The 21,274-nt window shown below is 41.1% G+C and carries 18 protein-coding genes, 1 tRNA gene and 1 pseudogene; 10 read left to right on the top strand and 10 right to left on the bottom strand.

Translation table 11 applies throughout. The features are described 5' to 3' along the window. The first annotated feature begins 19 nt into the window (after positions 1 to 19). The 3 genes from DXC10_RS00765 to DXC10_RS00755 are packed head-to-tail and all read left to right on the top strand — an operon-like array spanning position 20 to position 1,365. On the top strand, positions 20 to 487 hold the full coding sequence (locus DXC10_RS00765; protein WP_117737177.1) for a DUF2975 domain-containing protein: 468 nt from the start codon (positions 20 to 22) through the stop codon (positions 485 to 487). A gap of 19 nt (positions 488 to 506) precedes the next feature. Continuing rightward, positions 507 to 1,109 (top strand): DUF2975 domain-containing protein, encoded by a 603-nt coding sequence (locus DXC10_RS00760; protein ID WP_117737176.1) that lies wholly within the window; start codon positions 507 to 509, stop codon positions 1,107 to 1,109. Between the two features lie 34 nt (positions 1,110 to 1,143). Continuing rightward, on the top strand, positions 1,144 to 1,365 hold the full coding sequence (locus tag DXC10_RS00755; RefSeq protein ID WP_101541844.1) for a helix-turn-helix transcriptional regulator: 222 nt from the start codon (positions 1,144 to 1,146) through the stop codon (positions 1,363 to 1,365). A 15-nt stretch (positions 1,366 to 1,380) separates the two neighbouring features. Here DXC10_RS00755 and DXC10_RS00750 read toward each other — a convergent pair whose 3' ends face one another. From DXC10_RS00750 to DXC10_RS00740, 3 genes are read right to left on the bottom strand one after another with little or no spacing between them, the layout of a single operon-like run. Continuing rightward, complete coding sequence (locus DXC10_RS00750; protein ID WP_101541843.1) at positions 1,381 to 1,803, bottom strand: SufE family protein; 423 nt, start codon at positions 1,801 to 1,803, stop codon at positions 1,381 to 1,383. Positions 1,804 to 1,853: 50 nt separating this feature from the next. Next, entirely contained in the window at positions 1,854 to 2,855 is a 1,002-nt protein-coding gene (locus DXC10_RS00745; RefSeq protein ID WP_101541842.1) for a M28 family peptidase, read from the bottom strand. Further along, positions 2,852 to 3,814, bottom strand: coding sequence for an LD-carboxypeptidase (locus DXC10_RS00740; RefSeq protein WP_101541841.1), 963 nt, complete (start codon positions 3,812 to 3,814; stop codon positions 2,852 to 2,854). Before DXC10_RS00740 ends, DXC10_RS00745 begins: the two co-directional genes overlap by 4 nt. 228 nt (positions 3,815 to 4,042) lie before the next feature. Between DXC10_RS00740 and DXC10_RS00735 the strand changes: the two genes are divergently transcribed. Continuing rightward, the gene (locus DXC10_RS00735) at positions 4,043 to 4,963 is read left to right on the top strand and encodes a phosphate acyltransferase (RefSeq protein ID WP_101541840.1); all 921 of its coding nucleotides are present in this window, start codon (positions 4,043 to 4,045) and stop codon (positions 4,961 to 4,963) included. Further along, a complete protein-coding gene (gene buk, locus DXC10_RS00730; protein ID WP_101541839.1) occupies positions 4,960 to 6,021 on the top strand; it encodes a butyrate kinase in 1,062 nt (353 codons plus the stop codon). The genes DXC10_RS00735 and buk overlap by 4 nt, the downstream gene beginning before the upstream one ends. Before the next feature lie 258 nt (positions 6,022 to 6,279). Here buk and DXC10_RS00725 read toward each other — a convergent pair whose 3' ends face one another. The 5 genes from DXC10_RS00725 to pnp all read right to left on the bottom strand — a co-directional run bounded on the left by DXC10_RS00725 (position 6,280) and on the right by pnp (position 15,530). Continuing rightward, positions 6,280 to 7,929 (bottom strand): SusD/RagB family nutrient-binding outer membrane lipoprotein, encoded by a 1,650-nt coding sequence (locus tag DXC10_RS00725; protein WP_101541838.1) that lies wholly within the window; start codon positions 7,927 to 7,929, stop codon positions 6,280 to 6,282. A 13-nt stretch (positions 7,930 to 7,942) separates the two neighbouring features. Beyond that, positions 7,943 to 11,398: a TonB-dependent receptor gene (locus tag DXC10_RS00720; RefSeq protein WP_101541837.1), complete on the bottom strand. Its 3,456-nt coding sequence runs from the start codon at positions 11,396 to 11,398 to the stop codon at positions 7,943 to 7,945. A 184-nt stretch (positions 11,399 to 11,582) separates the two neighbouring features. Beyond that, on the bottom strand, positions 11,583 to 12,518 hold the full coding sequence (locus DXC10_RS00715; protein WP_101541836.1) for a FecR family protein: 936 nt from the start codon (positions 12,516 to 12,518) through the stop codon (positions 11,583 to 11,585). Positions 12,519 to 12,655: 137 nt separating this feature from the next. Next, a complete protein-coding gene (locus DXC10_RS00710; protein ID WP_233519837.1) occupies positions 12,656 to 13,216 on the bottom strand; it encodes an RNA polymerase sigma-70 factor in 561 nt (186 codons plus the stop codon). Positions 13,217 to 13,385: 169 nt separating this feature from the next. After that, entirely contained in the window at positions 13,386 to 15,530 is a 2,145-nt protein-coding gene (pnp, locus tag DXC10_RS00705) for a polyribonucleotide nucleotidyltransferase (RefSeq protein ID WP_101541834.1), read from the bottom strand. Positions 15,531 to 15,807: 277 nt separating this feature from the next. Here pnp and DXC10_RS00700 point away from each other — a divergent pair, with 277 nt between their 5' ends. The 3 genes from DXC10_RS00700 (at position 15,808) to DXC10_RS00690 (ending at position 18,053) form a co-directional block, all read left to right on the top strand. Next, positions 15,808 to 16,959, top strand: coding sequence for a DUF4369 domain-containing protein (locus DXC10_RS00700; protein ID WP_101542405.1), 1,152 nt, complete (start codon positions 15,808 to 15,810; stop codon positions 16,957 to 16,959). A gap of 181 nt (positions 16,960 to 17,140) precedes the next feature. Next, positions 17,141 to 17,605 (top strand): transcription elongation factor GreA, encoded by a 465-nt coding sequence (gene greA / locus DXC10_RS00695; protein WP_101541833.1) that lies wholly within the window; start codon positions 17,141 to 17,143, stop codon positions 17,603 to 17,605. A gap of 55 nt (positions 17,606 to 17,660) precedes the next feature. Then, positions 17,661 to 18,053, top strand: a complete 393-nt coding sequence (locus DXC10_RS00690; protein WP_101541832.1) for an HIT family protein — start codon at positions 17,661 to 17,663, stop codon at positions 18,051 to 18,053. A gap of 98 nt (positions 18,054 to 18,151) precedes the next feature. Here DXC10_RS00690 and DXC10_RS00685 read toward each other — a convergent pair whose 3' ends face one another. Then, on the bottom strand, positions 18,152 to 19,237 hold the full coding sequence (locus DXC10_RS00685; RefSeq protein WP_180949154.1) for a mannose-1-phosphate guanylyltransferase: 1,086 nt from the start codon (positions 19,235 to 19,237) through the stop codon (positions 18,152 to 18,154). Between the two features lie 159 nt (positions 19,238 to 19,396). Between DXC10_RS00685 and DXC10_RS00680 the strand changes: the two genes are divergently transcribed. After that, positions 19,397 to 19,480, top strand: a tRNA-Leu gene (locus DXC10_RS00680). On the opposite strand, the pseudogene DXC10_RS16455 reads toward DXC10_RS00680, so the two are convergent. Then, positions 19,446 to 19,763: pseudogene (locus DXC10_RS16455) on the bottom strand (recombinase family protein); the annotation flags it as partial. The gene DXC10_RS00680 and the pseudogene DXC10_RS16455 overlap by 35 nt on opposite strands. Before the next feature lie 322 nt (positions 19,764 to 20,085). Here DXC10_RS16455 and DXC10_RS00670 point away from each other — a divergent pair. Next, the gene (locus DXC10_RS00670) at positions 20,086 to 21,246 is read left to right on the top strand and encodes an acyltransferase (protein WP_101541831.1); all 1,161 of its coding nucleotides are present in this window, start codon (positions 20,086 to 20,088) and stop codon (positions 21,244 to 21,246) included. The last annotated feature ends 28 nt before the right edge of the window (positions 21,247 to 21,274 follow it).

Raw genomic sequence — 21,274 nt, 5'->3', positions numbered from 1 at the left:
TCTTATATAAAGTACTATTATGAAAAAAATATTGGGAAAATCAATAAACTCAAAGCAAGAACTTGAATTTATAATGACTTGTCTGGCAATAATATGCGGTTCTTGTCTGTTGATTGGTTTTTTGCGTAACCTGACTTTGAGCTATCAGTTGGGAAAGGACGACACGGATAATTTCATCTGGCAAATTCTTCCGGAAAACATAACGTTGACGGCAATGACGATTTGCAGTGTTCTCATATTCTTGCTATTGCGTAATGTAAAGAAAGGGCAGTTTTTTACAAAATGGAATTCTGATTTGATTATGCTTATCGGGATTGTTACTGAGTGTAATGGACTGGTACAGATGATTATGAGGACATTCATTTCCGGCGGTAGTGGAAATTCAACCTATATGATTTATGTTTTATTGGGGGTATTCATTCTTTTTATTGCCTGCCTGTTTAAGTTAGGCATTCGCATGCAGGAAGAGCAAGATTTAACCGTTTAGTTTAGAGGAGAGTATCATTATGAAGAAAATTAGGATATTGGCCGTATTATTAATCATTGTATTCTTATTTACAAGTTTAAGAAGCGGAATAAAAGGTTTTACCGAGGGTTGGAATGAGGCAGAAGATAGTAGAGAGTTTATTTATCCTACTGTAAGTGTGTCTGTAAAGGCGGATAAAGCATTGGTGACCGACTCAGTGTTTAATAGTGGAATCAAACAAAATGTGCCTTACCGGATTGAAACGTTGGAAACAGAAATAGATGAGTCTGTATGGTGCACGATTTTGTATATGCTGATAGTTCCTATAGGACTGGTATGTTTCTATGGCATCTATAATTTGGCAAGATTGGTAGTGGCGGTTACCCGTAAAGAAGTATTTGTGCGCAAGAATGTAAAGCGCATGCGCATCTTTGTCTATACATTGATATTTACAGCAGTACTATTGGAATTGAACCACTATTGCCAATATTGCGATATCGTATCTCAAATTCATCTGACCGGTTATGAAATAGAAGCCTATTCGCTTAAATATCCTTGGGTCTCTTTTCTGATGTTTGCTCTTTTTACTGAAATATTCGCTGTAGGAGTGAAGATAAAGGAAGAGCAGGATTTAACCATTTAACCATTTAACCATTTAACCACTAATTAATGTACCTATGGCTATTATAGTAAACCTTGACATAATGATGGCTCGAAGAAAAATATCTTTGAGTGAACTGGCGGAGAAGATTGACATTACGCCCGCCAACCTTTCCATTCTCAAGACTGGAAAGGCAAAAGCTATCCGCTTCTCCACCTTAGAGGCAATCTGCAAAGAGCTGGATTGCCAGCCGGGGGATATTTTAGAATATCAAGAGGAAGACCCCTCGTCTTCCTAAAAGGGAACTGAGGGATTACTTTTCTTTTGCCTTATACGCCAGTGCATACATCCGCATCTGTTTTACCATTGACAATAAACCATTACTACGGGTAGGAGAGAGATGTTCTTTCAATCCAATCTTATCGATAAAATAAAGGTCAGCATTTAAAATCTCGTCAGGAGTATGTCCTGAAAGAACCTTAATCAGCAGTGATATGATACCTTTCACGATTAAGGCGTCACTTTCCGCTTGAAATATAATTTTCCCGTCCACATCGTCGGCTTGTAGCCATACTCGACTCTGACAACCTTCAATCAAATTTTGTTCCGTTTTATACTTATCGTCAAGCGCTTCCTGTTCATTGCCCAAATCAATCAGAAGTTGATACCGATCCATCCAATCGTCAAAATCATTGAATTCGGCAATCACTTCATCTTGTACTTCATTGATACTCATATTCTATTATTTTTTAGGTTATTGCATAATTTATTGTCTTTATCACTCTGTCACTTCTCCTTATATATCACCTCCATCACCGTCTGTCCCACAGCCTTTAGCGTGTTCCGGTCAATGCCATCCATATTATCCTTCAGAGTATGCCAATTCTCATAAAATCCGGTTTCTTCACTATATTGAATGATGTCTACAGTCGGTATACGTGCATACTTATAGACAAATAAATGATCGTCCGTAACCATAGTTCCTTTTTCTTTTACAAAATAACGTCCATAACCCAGGTCATTTGCCGCATTCCACACTTTGCGGTTAATGTTCTTGGCATATTGTTCAGAATATATTTCGTAAAAGAAAGTGGCATCCTTGGCACCGACCATATCCAGTAAAATACCGAAACGTGCGTTATAATTCTGTACATGAGGATTGCGTGCCCAATATTGTGCACCGAGCGCCCAATATTCCTCTCTATGGTCTCCCTTGTAATCCTGATGCGGTCCATAATCTTCGGCATCTACAAAAATAATGTCGATGCCCAGCTCCGGTTGCTGCTGTTGGATTTGCCGGGCAATTTCGAGTAACACACCTACACCACTTGCACCATCATTCGCACCTAGAATAGGAGTATAACGGTTCTTTGCATCTGGGTCGGCATCTGCCCATGGGCGGCTGTCCCAATGTGAAAAGAGAGCGATCCTCTTTTTGGCTTCCGGTTTATAGGCACCGATGATATTACGTGCCTTCAACATTGTACCGTCGTATGTTATTAAATCTACCTTTTGGTTATAAACTTTTGCACCGAATTGTTCCAATTTTTTCGCTAAATATTCTCCACAAGCCTTATGAGCCTCTGTATTGGGTACACGTGGGCCAAAATCTACTTGAGCCTTTACGTAATGATAAGCACTGTCCGCGTCAAATTGGGGGACATTAACGACTGTTTCGGGCTTTTTCCCCTCACTGTCGGCTGTTGTAGACTTACTGTTATTGCTACATGCCACTACTGCGACAAGCAGTAGCAGGAATAACGGGATGAATGTATAATTCCGTTTCATTCTTCTTTTATATTAAAACTCAATTTTACTTCTTTTCGTCCAACTTCAAGTACCACTTTAGCACCATTAATCAAAGGTATATTCATGTTGACATGTCCTACTGGGAACCCGAAACATACCGGATAATCATATTCTTTCACCAAGTCGGCTAATGCTCCATATAAATCTTTTCCTAACGAATGATTTTCCACATATTCGGTGAATTGCCCGATGATGAGTCCCGAAAGTTTTTCGAGTACACCACCCAGTTTTAGATTGTACATCATACGCTCTACGGCATGAGGACGTTCACCCACATCTTCAATGAAAAGAACGGTGCCTTCCGCCGGAATATCATAAGGTGTACCTCTCAACCCATAGAATACGGACAGATTACCACCTCGTAAAACACCTGTACCTTTACCTTTGTGATTTAATTTATGAACCGGACAAACATAACTGAATTTATCTTCCGAGGTTTCAACTGTTTCTGCCGTTTTCGGTGAAAGATGCCCGAATAGAATATCTTTCAATGCCAACGTGCAGAAATCATCTTCCGCTTCCACCGTCAGATGGCGTGCCATCAACGCATGTAACGAAGCAAATCCGTGCTGTTGAAATACGTTGTGCAAGGCAGTTATATCGCTGAAACCGATGAGCCACTTAGGATATTTGCGAAACTTGCTGAAATCCAGTTTATCTATTAGATGAATAGCTCCGTATCCGCCACGGCTACAAAGAATAGCTTTCGCTTTTTCGTCATCCATTGCATCTTGTAAATCCTCCAGGCGTTGCCGTATGCTACCGGCATACGTCCCGTGCGAACTTCCGGCATGTTTTGCCATGATAACTTCCAATCCCCAGGATTTTAGCCGTTTCTTGGCTCCTTTCAAGAAGGATTTGTCAATCTTGCTGGAAGGGGAAACGATAATTACGCGGTCACCTTCTTGGATATGTGGAGGAAAAATAAGATTGCTCATAAATAACTTGAGTGTATTCAGTGCAAAAATACACAATTCACCACAGATAATGCAGGGTCTCATGGAGTTTTTATTGTTAATCTGCGTTTAGTTACTTCCTTAGTTCTCTGTAAAACTTTGTATCCTCTGCGATGAACTTTCAAAATGATATTAAACATATAAAAAATCATATCCTGTTATCCTTTGTTTTTCGACTATTTTTCGGATATTTGCTAAAAATCTAACGTTATGGAACCAATCCGGAACTTCAGTCAGCTGACTGCCCACCTAAAAACCTTGAATAAGCGGAAACGTATCGTAGTGGTATGTGCTAATGATCCCAATACAGAATATGCTATTGCCCGTTCTTTGGACGAGGGTATTGCGGAATTTCTGATGATTGGCGACTCTGCTGTCTTAAAGAAATATCCCACTTTGAAGAAATATCCCGAGTATGTGCATACCCTGCATATCGAAGATCCTGATGAAGCCGCCCGTGAAGCTGTGCGTATAGTTCGTGAAGGTGGTGCGGACATTCTGATGAAAGGAATTATCAATACCGATAATCTGCTTCATGCCATACTTGACAAAGAAAAAGGATTGCTCCCTAAAGGTAAAATTCTGACTCATCTTGCTGTCATGCAGATACCTACGTATGATAAACTGTTGTTTTTCTCGGATGCGGCAGTTATTCCGCGTCCCACCTTGCAACAACGCATCGAAATGATTTCCTACGCCATCCGTACCTGCCGTCACTTTGGAATAGAACAACCGCGTATTGCGCTTATCCATTGTACCGAAAAAGTAAGCGCCAAGTTTCCCCATTCACTGGATTACGTCAACATCGTAGAGCTTGCCGAAGCGGGCGAGTTTGGAAATGTCATTATCGACGGTCCGTTGGACGTGAAAACAGCCTGCGAAAAAACGAGTGGGGATATCAAAGGAATTGTTTCCCCCATCAATGGAGAAGCGGATGTCCTGATTTTCCCTAACATAGAGTCCGGCAATGCTTTTTATAAAGCTGTCTCTCTATTCTCTCATGCAGATATGGCGGGATTGCTTCAAGGACCTGTTTGCCCTGTCGTATTGCCTTCGCGCAGTGATTCCGGTCTGTCCAAATATTATAGTATCGCTATGGCTTGCCTTACAAGCGGAGGGAAAGAATTATGAAAATACTTGCCATCAATCCCGGTTCCACTTCCACCAAGATTGCCGTTTATGAGGACGAAACTCCCCGTTTGGTAACTAATATCCGGCATTCGGTAGAAGAACTGTCCCAGTTCCCCCGTACTATCGACCAGTTTGAGTTCCGCAGGAATTTAGTCTTGGAAGCATTGGAGGCGAATGGCATTCCTTTTGAATTTGATGCCATCGTAGGGCGGGGAGGTTTGCTGAAACCTATTCCGGGCGGGGTATACGAGGTAAACGATGCTATGCTCGATGATATTGCTCATGCCATGCGCAGCCACGCATGCAACCTGGGATGTCTCATTGCTTCCGAATTGGCAGAACTTCTTCCCGGTTGTCGTGCCTTCATTGCCGATCCCGGTGTAGTGGATGAACTGGACGAGATAGCCCGCATCACAGGTTCTCCCTTGATGCCCCGCATCACTATCTGGCATGCTTTGAACCAACGCGCCATTGCCCGTCGCTATGCTGCCGAGCATCATACCCGTTACGAAGATTTGGATTTGATTATTTGTCATTTGGGAGGCGGCATATCCGTCGGCACTCACCGCCACGGTCGAGCCGTCGACGTTAATAATGCCCTCGACGGTGAAGGCCCTTTTTCGCCGGAGCGTGCCGGTACGCTTCCTGCCGGTCAGTTGATAGACCTTTGTAATTCCGGTCGTTTCACCAGAGATGAATTGAAAAAGCGTATTTCCGGTCGTGCCGGACTGACGGCACATCTGGGTACTACCGATGTCCCTGCCATTATCCGGCGGATTGAGGAGGGGGACGAACATGCCGAACTGGTACTGAATGCCATGATTTACCAGATAGCTCGTAGCATCGGTGCAGCTTCCGTTGTGCTTTACGGCAAGATAGATGCTATTCTCCTGACAGGAGGTATGGCGCATTCCGATTATATCATTTCCCGCCTGAAAGAGCGGATATCTTTCCTTGCTCCGGTTCACGTCTATCCCGGTGAAGATGAATTGGAGGCTCTTGCCTTGAATGCTCTCGGCGCTTTGCGGGGAGAATTGCCCATACAAGTCTATAGATAAAATTTATTTCCCTATAATTTGCAAGATATTCCCACCGTAGTGGGTATTTATTCTCGCTACGGTGAGAATGTGTTCCCGCAGCTTTGAGAATAAATACCCAATGCGGTGGGAATAAATTCTCAAAGCTTTGAGAATAAGTTGCAACTATAATATAAAGAAGGAGCAACGCCCCCCAAGACATTGCTCCTTACAACCTTTTCCCTCGTAAAAACTAATACGGAGAAAACACCACTAATCAAAAAATATACCTTGGTCTAATTAAAAATTATTCTTACCTGCATCCCACCAGAGACGGGTTGCTCCGTTATCTGCACCACCTAACTTGCTAACCAGTGCATCGTACAATGCCTTGTTACCAGTTTTGTAGTCCTGATTGAAGAATACGCGACGTATCATATCATCGGTACTGATTGCATTTTCTCCACCACTGTTGTTAACAACTACCTTAAAGAGTTTCGGGTAACCGGTGCGGCGTTGTTCTGCCCATGCTTCACAACCTTCGGGATAAAGTGCCAACCACTTTTGAGTGATAATTCTTTCCAGTTTAACTTCCGGTTCGGCAGATTCATCCCATTTCGGAGTGATAGCGGTAGTAGGCTGACCATCAAATTTCTTGTCGAAAGCATCTACATAAGGTGCAGGAGTATTTTCGCTTTCCAGATAATCACTGACGCCATTGGCATCCCATTGGGCAAAAGATGTGGTAACACCTTGCTTGTAACAGTTCTCAGCATTTTCTCCAAGGTCAGTTGTATAGCCTCTCAAAGCTGCTTCTGCACGCAGGAACCATACTTCGGCCGCACTCATCACGATAATCTTACTATTAACATTGATAGTAGTTTTTGAATGTGTAAGGTAGCGATTATCGGCTACGCCTGTTCCTTGGCGTACACCTTTAAATTGGTCCTCGATACTGATTATTTGTTTTACCCCCTCTACTATTTGAGTGATTTTTACATTTTCACCTTCTCCTTCTCTACCATCTTTGGCAGTATTGAAATAAGAGCTGATACGTGGGTCATTATATCCTTTCAAGAATGATTCCAAACTTGCATTCATAAATACTTCATCCCAACCGGCAACACCTCCCAGCGGATTGCGGATACCATATTGACCTACGGTTTCATTAGCAGTTGTCAGTACACCGCCGTTCTCCGGTTTCAAAGCTTCTCTTGCCTGTTCTCTCGCTACCTCAGGTGCTACGTTAGATACACGCATTGCCAGACGCAGGCGGAGTGAATTGGCAAACTTCAACCATTGTGCAGGAGTACGTTTGCCTTCCGGCATCATGAAGTCGGCACTTTCAAAAGAAATTCCACCTTTGTAATCTTTTAATATATTGATGGCTTTTCCTAAGTCCTCGAAGAAACGTGTGTAAACTTCTTCCTGGGATTGAGGAGTTTGTGCGGCTGTACCGAATCCGTCATAAAGGATAGGACCATAATAGTCGCTGACCCGGTGAAGGACGGCTACCTTCAGGATTTTAGTGATGGCATGATATAAAGGCCAATCTTTCTCTGTGTTCAGTTCTTCGGAGTCTGCAATAGAAGGCATTATGTCTCCATAAGTATACGTCCACATGGCGCTTGTCCAACCATTGTTCAAGTTGTAAGTGGAATTGTTGGCATTGAATGAACCGTTCATATCGTGGAAGTATCCACAGAACATATCAGCTTCCAGGTTTTGTATAACCTGATATTGCCAGTCTGTCCCGTTCACTCCAGTTTGATAAATGATACCTTTTTGGATGGTAGAGAAAGGTACAAGGTTCGTTTGATTGTCATATTTTTGTAAATCGTCAGTATAAGCTCCTTTGGTATCATTGAATGCTGAGAAATTATCAGTACAAGATGAAAAGCTCAAGAGTCCGCCAAGAAGCAGTGCGGTAGTATATTTTATCTTATTCATATTATTCAGGTATTTAGAAAGTAAGTTTAATATTGAATCCTATGTTTCTCGTTGAAGGCATACCGAAGGTATCCAAACCTTGGTTATCGTTGCCTACAGACATGGTAGCATCCGGATCAAACGGAGCATCTTTGTAGATGAAGAACAAGTTGCGTGCTACCAATGAAAGGTCTACACCTTTGATGAAGCCGGTCTTTTCAAGCATCTGTTGCGGGAAAGAATAGCCTAATGAGATTTCACGCAAACGGATGTTGGTTCCGTCGTATCTATAGAACTCGGTAGTACCATTACCACGGTCACCTACCATCTGGAAGAACTTCTGTGACATGTCTACCACTTTACCATCTTTGTCAGTACGGTTTGCAATCTTATGACCTTCTAATGTATAGCCACCTGCCATACGGGCTTCACCCGTTACTTTACTAACACCTGCATAGTCTAAACCGGCTTGTGTCAATGAAATTACGTCACCACCTACACGTGCATCAATCAAGAAATAAAGAGAGAAACCTTTGTATGTCAATGTATTGCTCCATCCCAGTGTCCAATCAGGATTAAAGTTACCAATCTTGGTAGCTTTGTCGGTAGTTACCTGTGGAAGACCAGCTTTGTCATTTTCTGAACCGTCTTTATTAGTTTCCGACTCCATCATGATCTGACCGTTTGCATCACGTACAAATACGTTACCGTAGATGTCACCCAATGAACCACCTTCTACAACCATCATCTTGTATGGTATACTTACATCACCAGAAGCGTATTGGAAACTGGGAGTACCACCCAGAGAAACGATCTTGTTCTTATTGGTAGCGAAGTTGAACTGAGTTTTCCAACGGAAGTTGTCATTCATAAGCGGAGTGCCACCTAAAGTAACTTCAAAACCGGTATTACGGATTTTACCTGCGTTAATCCAACGATAAGCACGCTTTTCTGCGGTTGTTTTAACGCGAATCAACTGGTTTTTAGTATCTGTACGATAGAATGTGAAGTCAAAGTCCAAACGGCTGTTCAGGAATTTCCATTCAGTACCGATTTCAATAGAATTACTGATTTCTGGTTTCAAGTCTTCTGCGAAGTAATAATCAATAGGTTTCACAACACCACCTGCTGTAATTGTTTGAGCCGGACTGGTGATACCGATAGGAAGGTCATTACCTACTTGTGCCCAAGAACCGCGCAGTTTACCGAAGCTAACCCATTCCGGCAAGTTCAGAGTCTTGTTGATAATCCAAGAAAGACCTACTGACGGATAGAAGAAACCGGAGTTTTCGCTCTTTGTATTAGCCAGGGTAGAAGACCAGTCGTTACGAGCGGTTACATCCAAGTAGATGCTTTCTTTCCAACCAATCTGTGCAGTTGCGAATACAGACTGTATAGTGCGTCTTTGGTTGGCTATTTCATCGATGAAAGAAGTGCCTGCGCCAGCCAAGTTCATGTTAGGAACTGTAAATACATTTGCCTTGTATAAACCGGACTTACCGGAGTCGAGGCTTAAAGAATTAACGGTGGTAGTGTTGATACTGCTACCGATAGCTGCATTCAGTGACCAGTCGTTCCAGGTTTTGTTGAACATAGCCATCACGTCACCGTAAATCATGAATTCCTGACGGTTCATCTTGATATAACGTCCGTTTTCGTGGGCTACATCAGTAGCTGTACCGGCGTACATTTTCTGTTCATAGTTATCATTGATATAGTCTACATTACCACGTGCCTGAACACTGAACCAATCGTTAACCTTCAAATTAGCGCTCAAAGAAGCCAATGTACGGAAACGCTTGTCAATACTGTTTACTCTGTTTGTCAACCAATAGGGGTTTTGTGTAAATCCGCTGATTTTAGTATACCAGTTCTGAACGGGCATAGATCTGTCTGCATCGAATTTCTCAAAACCATTATTGTCACGATATACGCTGAGGTCTTCGCCGCGTGGGAAAACATACAAACCTACCAATGGGTTCATATAATAACCACCTGAACTGGGACGGTCTTTGATTTTCTGGGTCATCAGGTTTACATTGGCATCCAATGTCAAACGGTCGTTGAATAAAGAAGCGGTTTCACGGAAAGTCATGTTATGCTTCTGCAATTTGTTCACTTCAACAATACCTTTGGCGGTGGTATTTGCATAAGAGAAGTATGTTTGCATTTTCTCTTTACCTGCCATTACAGACAATGAGTTGGTAGCAGTTACTCCGTTGCCAAAGTAATCACCTACATTGTCATAAACCTTCATTCCGGCATTTTCCGCACCCCAGCTTGTTTCACCACTGGCACCATATCTGTTCTGATATTCGGGCAGGCAGATGGCGTGGTCTACTGTCAGGTTAGAAGAGAATGTAACGCGTTGCATACCGGCTTTACCTTTCTTGGTAGTAATCAAGATAACACCATTGGCAGCTTGTGAACCGTAGAGAGCGGCAGCGGAAGCACCTTTCAAAATGCTCATGCTTTCGATGTCATCGGGATTTAAGTTGGAGATACCATCACCGGAGTCACGGTTGCCTGCATCATTGTTACCACCCATAGCAGAAAATGCTTGTTCGGAAACGCTGTTCAGCATAGGAACACCGTCAATCACGTAAAGAGGTTGGTTGTTACCGTCAGAGTTAGCGGAACGGATACCACGGATAGATACCTTGGCAGAACCACCTAAACCGGAAGAGTTACGAGTGATAGATACACCGGCCGTCTTACCTGCCAATGCGTTAATCATGTTCGGGTCTTTGGCACGAGTCAATTCGTCACCACCTACCTGTTGGGTAGAGTAAGTCAAAGAAGCTTCTTTTTTCTTGATACCCATAGCCGTTACAACTACAGTCTCCAAAGCCAGTGCTTCTTCTTTCATTTGGATATTCAGGGAAGTTTTGCCATTGAGGGCTACGGTAACCGGTTCGTAACCGATATAAGAAATAACTAATGTAGCATTGGAGGGTGTGTTGAGTACAAATTCACCGTCCAGATTGGTGATTACACCATTGGTAGTACCTTTTTCCAAGACATTGGCTCCGATAATCGGTTCACCTTTAGAGTCGGTGACAATACCTTTAACAGTGTTTTTATCTTGTTGAATTCCGGAAATTTTGTCAATGTTTACATCGTTTTCCGTTAAGATAATATTTTTACCTTCCATCACGTATCTGATGTTCGTTCCCGCGAACATTTCATTGAGAAGTTCGGACACAGCTTTATTTTCTGCATTCACGTTTACGGTACGGCGTACGTCTACGCTTTTCTTGTTGTACACAAACAAATACTCAGTTTGTGCCTCGATTTTAGCAAGTACTTGCCCTACTCTCAGTTGAGAATTGGGGATATTGACTTTTACATTTTGGGAGTAACTATTCCCGCAATAAGCTTGGAAAGTTACAAACAAGAGAAGGAATAGTGTGATCTTCATAGTTCGCAATAATTGCTTAAATTCTAAACTTTTTGGACAAAAAAGTCCATTCAAAGAAATATTTCTCATATCTTTGTCACTGTGTTAAGTTAATAAATTGATTAAGGTCGATTTTTGACTGTTTCGGATCGGGAAGTATGGGGGTACTTTCCGATCTTTTTTATCAAAAAGGGGGAAGTTGGTTTTTGACTGTTTCGTTTATACTTTCATGATATCGGAGGTTTTAAAGGGTTAGTACTAAATTTATAGGTTTTTATTTTTCATATATGACTATCGAATCTTTAGCCTCGTTGATGGTAAACCGGAATGGATGATCTTTGGAGATAGCCCGTAGGATATGTTCAATACCGTCTTGTTCTCTGAACTTACCGGTAAGACCTTCATGATTTAGTAACTTGGGACTGGTTACGGTAATTTTTACATTATAATATTTTTCCAGTTTATCCAGAATGCCACTGAACGGTACATCGTCAAAGCAATACAAACCTTCTTTCCAACGCAAATATTCGTATGAGGGGAGAACCGTTTTTTTTAAATGTCCATCATAGTTGGCAAAGAATTCATTCTTTTGCAAGCGGGTAATCGCCTGATCGTTACATGAAGGATAAATATCTACGATGCCTTCTACCAGAGTGGTTTCAAATTCTTTACTACCGTTATAGGCACAAACGTTGAAGCTGGTTCCTACTACTCTGACTTTATTCATTTCGGTATTTACATAAAAAGGTATGTTTTTATTTTTTGTAACCTCGAAATAAGCTTCACCATCTAAATTTACATTACGGTCTTTGCGACCGAAGTTGCTGGCGTAAGTCAAGGTAGACTTTGAATTCAGCCAAACTCGTGTACCGTCGGCCAGTATGATTTGTGCGCGTTGTCCGGCAGGAACAGTGATAGTTTGGAGTTGTGCTCCTTTATTATATAGATAGTCTATAGTCATAAAATAGCCGGATACGGCTACAATAATCGCTGCGGCGATGCGTACTGTCCAGCGAAATATCGGGATAAGGCGTGTTGTCTTCTTTTTTGTTTCTTGCTTTTCAGAGAACAGGGATATATCGAACAGCATACGTTCTTTCAGGAAGGCTTCGCGATTTTCGTCTGCGGCTTCTACCCAATCCAGAATTTGCTTTTCTTCTTCGATGGAAGTGGTTCCTTTGAAATATTTATATAATAATTCTTGGTTCATCTTTGAAAATGATTTGATTAAAATAAAGAAGTTATTTATCCTCTCTCTGTATATATAACCGACGAGACGAAAATAACCCTATCGGAAAATGAATTTTTTTCAGACTTTTTTTAGAAAAGATGGGAGAGGAGGTGATTTTATAGGAGAATAGATGCGAGATAATCTTTCAGTTCCAGCCGTAGGATACGCAGAGCCTTGGTTATGTTGGCCTCTACTGTTTTTATTGAAATATCCAGTTGTTCGGCAATTTTTTTATTAGGTAGGTTTTGATAACGGCTGAGAATAAAAATCTTCCGACTTTGTTCCGGCATTTCTTGCAGGGCTTTGTGAACGATATGTTGTATTTCAGTATTGAAAATCTGGTCGGGTTCGCAGGCTTTTAAAGTGGAGATACGCAAATCCAGTTCGCGCTGACTGTGGCTGTTGATGTCTTCTTCGGCGCGTAGGCGAATTTGCAGATGTTCCAGATGGTTGAGGGATTTGTTTTTAATGATGGTAAGCATTAATGCGTTCAGATTACTACCTTCTTCCCATCGTTCACGGTTTTCCCATAAAGCAATCATAGACTCCATTAATACATCTTCTGCTTCCGCCCTGTCCCTGAGGTACGAATAAGCAAAAGACAAAAACTTTTCTTGATTTTCTTGAAAAAAATGAGAGAAAAGATTCATAGTATGTAAATCTCCGGGCTTGGACATACTTTAAGGAGTTTTATGCTATTTAAGGTTTCATTTGGCAAAACAACATAATCTTTTTGGAATATGCAAGTAATATAAGTTGTTTTTCTGTACATCTCTTTGATCTAAAGATAAAAAGAAAGCCCGGAGATGTACTGCCGGGCTTTATCTTTTAAAGGAAAAAAGAGGTTTATTGCTTTTCCGGTCTTTCTTGCCTTTCCGGACGAGGAAGTAAAACTTTACGGGAAAGTTTAAACTTGCCTGTCTTAGGATCAATGTCGAGCAACTTCACATCAATTTCGTCGCCTTCCTTGATACCGGCTTCTTCTACAGTTTCCAGACGTTTCCAGTCTATTTCAGAGATATGAAGCAAACCATCTTTACCCGGCAGGAATTCAATGAACGCACCGTAAGGCATGATAGAACGTACTTTACCTTTGTAGACTTCACCTACTTCTGGTACGGCTACGATACCTTTGATAATGCGCATCGCATCATCAATGCATTTCTTATTGGTTCCGGCAATTTCAATTCTACCGATATTGTCAACTTCTTCAATAGTGATGGTTGCACCAGTCTCTTCCTGCATACCTTGAATAATCTTTCCACCCGGGCCGATTACAGCACCGATGAATTCTTTAGGAATAGTCATGGTCTCAATGCGGGGAGCATGTGGCTTCAGGTCGTCATGCGGTTCTGCGATACATTCGGTGATTTTATTCAGGATATATTCGCGACCTTCTTTAGCTTGTAACAATGCTTTTTCCAGAATTTCATATGACAGACCATCTACCTTGATATCCATTTGTGTAGCGGTAATACCGTCTTTTGTACCAGTCACCTTGAAATCCATATCGCCAAGGTGGTCTTCATCACCGAGGATATCGGACAATACGGCATATTTATCTTCACCGGCATTTTTGATTAATCCCATTGCGATACCTGATACCGGCTTCTTTATTTTTACACCCGCATCCATCAGTGCCAATGTACCGGCACATACGGTAGCCATAGAAGAGGAACCGTTTGATTCGAGAATATCGGATACTACACGTACTACGTATGGATAGTCAGCAGGAATTTGTCCTTTCAGTGCCCGCCATGCCAGATGACCGTGACCGATTTCGCGACGTCCTACACCACGCTGTGCCTTAGCTTCCCCCGTAGAGAACGGAGGGAAGTTGTAGTGTAATAAGAAACGTTCTTTCCCGTGTTCCAGTACATCATCGATAATTTTCTCGTCTAACTTGGTACCTAGAGTTACGGTAGACAAAGACTGGGTTTCACCACGTGTGAAGATAGCGGAACCGTGAGGACCTGGCAAGTAACCGATCTCACACCAGATAGGACGGATTTCGGTGGTCTTGCGTCCGTCAAGACGTTTACCTTCGTCCAGGATAGAACGGCGCATAGCTTCTTTCTCAACGTCGTGATAGTAACGGTCGATAAGCGGAGCTTTTTCTTCCAGCTCTTCTTCGCTGAACTGTGCTTTGAATTCCTCACGGATAGCATCGAAAGCATCCATGCGTTCGTGTTTGTTTTTGTTTCCGGAAGCAGCGATAGCATATGCTTTGTCATAGCAAGCATCGTGAACAGCTTTACGGAGTTCTTCGTCGTTTACTTCATGGCAATATTCGCGTTTTACGGTAGAACCAACTTCTTCTGCCAGTTCCATCTGGGCCTTACATTGTATTTTAATTGCCTCGTGAGCAGCCTTCATGGCTTCCAGCAAATCTTTTTCCGATACTTCGTTCATTTCGCCTTCTACCATCATGATGTTTTCATATGTAGCACCAACCATGAGGTCCATGTCGGCTTTTTCTAGCTGATCGAAAGTAGGATTAATAACGAATTTACCATCAATACGTGCTACACGTACTTCAGAGATTGGCCCATTGAAAGGAATATCTGAAACGGCAAGGGCAGCAGAAGCTGCAAGTCCTGCCAATGCATCGGGCATATCGACACCATCTGCTGAGAACAAGATGATGTTTACATATACCTCTGCATGGAAATTGTCGGGGAATAGAGGGCGGAGAGCACGATCAACAAGGCGGCAAGTCAGGATCTCATAATCAGAAGCGCGTCCTTCACGTTTGGTGAAACCACCGGGAAAACGTCCGAATGCTGAAAATTTTTCTTTGTACTCTACCTGTAACGGCATAAAATCTGTTCCGGGAACTGCGTCCTTGGCGGCACAAACAGTAGCTAAAAGCATGGTGTTACCCATACGAAGCATTACAGAACCATCTGCCTGTTTTGCCAGCTTTCCCGTTTCGAGCGTGATGGTTCTGCCATCAGGAAGCTCGATCGTCTTAACAATTGGGTTAATCATAAAAAATGTTTTATATCTATTTTTCTTTCAAAATTCGGGCAAAGATACATATTTTATTTATGCAATGCGGTGGAAATGAGATAAAAAGTTTATAATTAGTCGCTTTTTTCAATTTTCTGAGTGGAAGAAACGGGAAAATGCTTTGACTAAACTTGAAAAGAAGTATATTTGCAAGCGAATTGGACATTGCCTGAAATGTTTTCGTGGAACGAAAATCGGAAGAAATGACCAATTTGTACTTATAAAATACACCGGAAAAATAAAATTGAATGATAATATGAAGAAAATCTTATTTGTAGTACTTGTGGCAATTGTTTTGGGTGCATGTGATTCCGAACCGAAATTCAAAGTGGAAGGTGAAGTGTCGGGTGCTGACGGAAAAATGCTTTATCTGGAAGCTTCTGCTTTAGAAGGTATTGTTCTTTTGGATTCGGTAAAGCTGAAAGATGACGGTTCGTTCTCATTCAAACAAACACGTCCGGAATCTCCGGAATTTTATCGTTTGCGGGTGGATGATAAGGTAATCAATTTCTCTATAGATTCAACGGAAACGGTTCAGTTGAAAGCTCCGTATGCCGATTTTTCTACTGCTTATATTGTTGAGGGATCAGTAAATAGTCTTAAAATGAAAGAGTTGACTTTGAAACAGATGCAACTCCAGACTAAGGTGAATACTTTGCTTCAGAGTATGCAAGCTCATAAGATAGGTGCCGATGTGTTTGAAGATAGTTTGTCTACCTTGTTGAAAAACTATAAAGATGAAGTGAAGATAAACTATATTTTTGCAGCTCCTAATACGGCTGTTGCTTATTTTGCTTTGTTCCAAAAGTTGAATAACTATCTGATTTTTGATCCGTTGAATAATAAGGATGATATTAAGTGCTTTGCTGCCGTGGCAACCAGTTTGAATAATTATTATCCGCATGCCGATCGTTCTAAAAATCTTTATAATATTGTAATAAAAGGAATGCAGAATACGCGTGCTCCGCAACAGAAGGTAGTGGAAATACCTGAAGAAGTGGTGAGTGAAACCGGTATTATCGATATTAACCTACGTGATATGAAGGGGAATATGCGTAAATTGAGTGATTTGAAAGGTAAAGCCGTGATTTTGGATTTCACAATCTATCAGAGCGCAGTTTCCGCTACGCATAATTATATGTTGCGTGACCTGTATGACAAGTATGCAAGCCAAGGATTGGAGATTTACCAGGTTTCTTTGGATGCCGACGAACATTATTGGAAAACGACGGCCGATAATTTGCCGTGGATTTGCGTGCGTGATGCTAATGGAATTTATTCGACTTTTGCGGGTGCATATAATGTGAAGGCTGTTCCGGAACTGTTCCTTATCAATAAGAAAAATGAGTTGAGTGCGCGTGGAGAGACTATTAAAGATTTGGATGCAGCAGTGAAAGCTCTGCTTTAGTGTTATAAATTAGATACTTTTATGTAAAAGTGTTACAAAACAGCATTTTTTGCTTGACACGCATTATTTAAAAGCCTATCTTTGCAAAGGAAATAGGAAAGAGGGTTCCAGCATGCTGACCATGTTGGAATTCTTTTTTGTTTATAGTACCATTAAAAACTAATATAAGGAGGAAAAAACTATGGCTTATATGTCGGAAGAAGGCTACAACAAATTGATGGCCGACTTGAAACAACTTGAGACAGTGGAACGCCCTAAGATTGTGGCAGCCATTGCTGAAGCCCGTGATAAGGGCGATTTATCTGAAAATGCGGAATATGATGCTGCAAAAGAGGCTCAAGGTATGCTTGAGATGAAAATCAATAAATTGAAAGCGGTGATTGCCGATGCTAAGATTATTGATGAGTCTAAGTTGAAGACTGACAGTGTGCAGATACTGAACAAAGTGGAACTGAAGAATGTAAAGAATGGTATGAAGATGACTTATACCATTGTGTCGGAAAGTGAAGCTAATCTGAAAGAAGGTAAGATCTCAGTAAATACCCCAATTGCTCAGGGTTTGCTTGGTAAGAAAGTGGGCGATGTTGCTGAAATCAAGGTACCACAAGGTATAATCAATCTAGAAGTAGTAAACATATCATTTTAAAGGTAAGGCAGGTCCGTATGCGGGCTTGCCTTATTTTATATAAACTATATAAGTTATGGCAACAATATTCAGCAAAATTATTGCAGGTGAAATTCCCTGTTATAAGGTAGCGGAGGATGATAAGTTCTTTGCATTCCTTGACATCAACCCGTTAGTGAAAGGCCATACATTGGTCATTCCCAAGCAAGAAGTGGATTATATCTTTGATTTGAGTGACGGAGATTTGGCGGCAATGCATGTTTTTGCCAAAAAAGTGGCGCTCGCCATCGGTAAGGCTTTTCCTTGCAAGAAGGTAGGTGAGGCTGTTTTAGGTTTAGAAGTACCTCATGCTCATATTCATCTGATTCCGATGCAGAATGAAAAAGATATGCTCTTTTCCAATCAGAAGTTGAAACTGACGGATGATGAATTTAAAGCGGTGGCTGAAGCCATCCGTGCTGCACTCTAAACAATTTATTTTCCTCCTTTAGATAAAGAAAAGCGGGAATTGGATATTATCCAATTCCCGCTTTTCTTTATCTTCCACCTTTCAATTTTTTATTATTTTTAAATATACTCATCTCCAAGTTTGATTTGTGTATCATTTACGTATTTACGAATGGAATGCTCTTCATCCTTTTTACAAATCAACAGTACATTATCTGATTCGGCAATTAAATAACCTTCCAAACCATCGATAACGGCAAGCTTGTTTTGAGGAAGTACCACGATATTATCCTTACTATTGTAAATCAGAGATTGGCATTTTAAAGTTACATTACCTTCCCTGTCTTTGGATGAGAGGTCGTAGAGTGATCCCCAGGTTCCTAAGTCAGACCAACCGAAATCACCGAGTGACACATATACATTATCTGCTTTTTCCATAATTCCAAAATCAATGGAGACGTTGGGACATGCAGGAAAGTTCTCATCTATGAATTTCTTTTCTTCCGAGGTACCATACAGATCTTTTCCGGCTACTAATTTGGTTGTAAGTTCTGGGAGTAAAATTTCACAGGCTTTAATAATGCTGTTCACGTTCCACATAAACAAGCCGGAGTTCCAATAAAATTCTCCGCTTTCAACAAAAACCTTTGCCAACTCCAGTTCCGGTTTTTCTGTGAAAGTTTTTACTTTGTAGAAGTTATCACCGGTCTGTTCGGCAATCTGGATATAGCCGTAGCCTGTTTCGGGACGGTTGGGTTTGATACCGAGTGTCAGTAATTTATCCGATTGTGCAACAAAAGACAAGCCTTTCTCGATAGCTGTCAGAAATTCTTCTTCTTTCAAAATGAGATGATCCGAAGGAGCTACCACGATATTGGCATTGGGATTTAATGCGCGAATATGATAGGAAGCCCATGCGATACACGGAGCTGTATTTCTACGTGTAGGTTCTAGTAATATTTGTTCAGATTTTAACTCGGGAAGTTGCTCTTTTACTAAGTCGGCATACAAATCATTTGTGACAACGAGTATATTTTCGGTAGGTATCACTCTATTAAAACGATCGAACGTTTGTTGTAATAATGAACGTCCCGTACCAAAGAAATCCAGGAATTGTTTCGGAAGTGTTTTACGGCTGAATGGCCAGAAACGGCTGCCTATTCCCCCACCCATGATTACACAGAAATTATCCTTATTGGTTATCATATCAATTGTTTTAAAAGTTTCTGCTAATGTACTGCATATTTTACAAACAAGGAATGTTTACCTAATGTTTTCTCACTTTTTTCGCCTTTTTTTGTGAAAAGTATTGCAGGTTTCGAAAAAAGCCGTATCTTTGCACCGCAATTGAGAAATCAATTATGCGCCCAGATGGCGGAATCGGTAGACGCGCTGGTCTCAAACACCAGTGGATTCACTTCCATCCCGGTTCGACCCCGGGTCTGGGTACTGAGGCGGAGAAAGTTGAAAAACTCTCTCCGCTTTTCTTTTCTACTCCTCGTAACTCGTTGGTTTGCTGATAGATTAAATCAAAAACTTTATTGTAAGAATTGGTTCGATATGTTTTTCCGTCAAATTCGATTTTTTCGGGAAACATCGAACTTATTAGCTTAATTTTCACCCCTACAGACGCATTTCTTATATAGCTATCTATATTGTTTATCAGATTGATAGAGTAGTTTAGTTTGGGTTCGATATTGCCACGGTTAGGGTTTTCACGGATCATTATTTTTAGACATCTGTCTTTATATTAGAAACTCTATTATTTATAGGATATTATATCCTATAAATCCACTTTTATCTTTTACGCTTGTAGTATTATGTCTATTATGGTCAACAGTTTTGTGACAATTACCTTCTTATTCATATAAATTTGCATGATATAGATATGAGATTTATAATTGAATATTTTACCTGTTTATAAAGAGTAGTAAGAGTGAATTTCGGTATTTACATGCTTATAAAATATCTTCAGATAAGATATTGCTAGTATTTAATATATTTTCTTACTTTTGTCATTTTCTATATAAGAAACTTTCATTACCGTAAATATTATGCAACACATACAAACCTCTACAACGATTTTCGCAGATACAAAACCGCATTACGACCTTCTTGACGGACTTCGTGGCGTGGCTGCCCTTATGGTTATATGGTACCATATATTCGAAGGTTACGCTTTTGCCGGTGGGGGTATGATTGAAACCTTCAATCACGGATATCTCGCCGTGGATTTTTTCTTTATTCTGTCAGGGTTCGTAATCGGTTATGCATACGATGACCGTTGGGGCAAGAGTCTTACGATGAAAAACTTCTTTCAACGACGTTTGATACGCCTTCATCCTATGGTAGTGATGGGTGCTGTTCTGGGTGCCGTTACGTTCTGTATTCAAGGAAGCATGCAATGGGATGGAACACATGTACCCTTGTCAATGGTGATGTTGTCACTGCTCTGTACGATATTTTTTATTCCTGCAATGCCGGGTGTCGGTTATGAAGTCCGTGGTAATGGTGAAATGTTCCCGTTGAATGGGCCATGCTGGTCACTGTTCTTTGAATATATCGGTAATATTCTTTATGCTTTGTTTATCCGCCGTCTGTCAAATAAGGCGCTGGCTGTACTGACTGGGTTGCTGGGAATAGCATTGGCATTATTTGCTATTTTCAATGTCTCCGGTTATGGAAATATGGGAGTGGGTTGGACATTGGATGTGATAAACTTTACGGGAGGATTGTTGAGAATGCTTTTCCCTTTCTCCATGGGCATGTTGCTGTCACGCAACTTTAAACCTATCAAGTTGAGAGGTGCTTTTTGGATATGTTCCATTATGTTGATAGCTTTATTTTCCGTACCTTATTTGGAAGGTACGGAACCTGTTTGTACAAACGGTATTTACGAAGCTTTTTGTGTCGTCGTAGCTTTTCCTGTTCTTCTTTGGGTAGGGGCGTCAGGAACTACTACTGACAAGAAATCAACCAAGATATGTAAATTCCTGGGAGATATATCTTATCCTATTTATGTGATACATTATCCATTCATGTATTTGTTCTATGCATGGTTAATTAAGAACCAATTCTTTACTTTAGGACAGACTTGGGAGGTTGCTTTATGTGTCTACGCATGGAACATACTCTTGGCATATCTATGTCTGAAAGTGTACGACGAACCGGTACGAAGATATTTGGCTAAACGCTTCTTGAATAAAAAGCATTAGCCAAATAAATTTATATTTCTTTTTGTTC

This window comes from Bacteroides sp. OM08-11 (assembly GCF_003438665.1).
GTDB classification, from domain to species: Bacteria; Bacteroidota; Bacteroidia; order Bacteroidales; family Bacteroidaceae; genus Bacteroides; species Bacteroides cutis.
The sequence above is the reverse complement of the archived record's forward strand: the minus strand, read 5'-3'. Positions and strand labels throughout refer to the sequence as shown.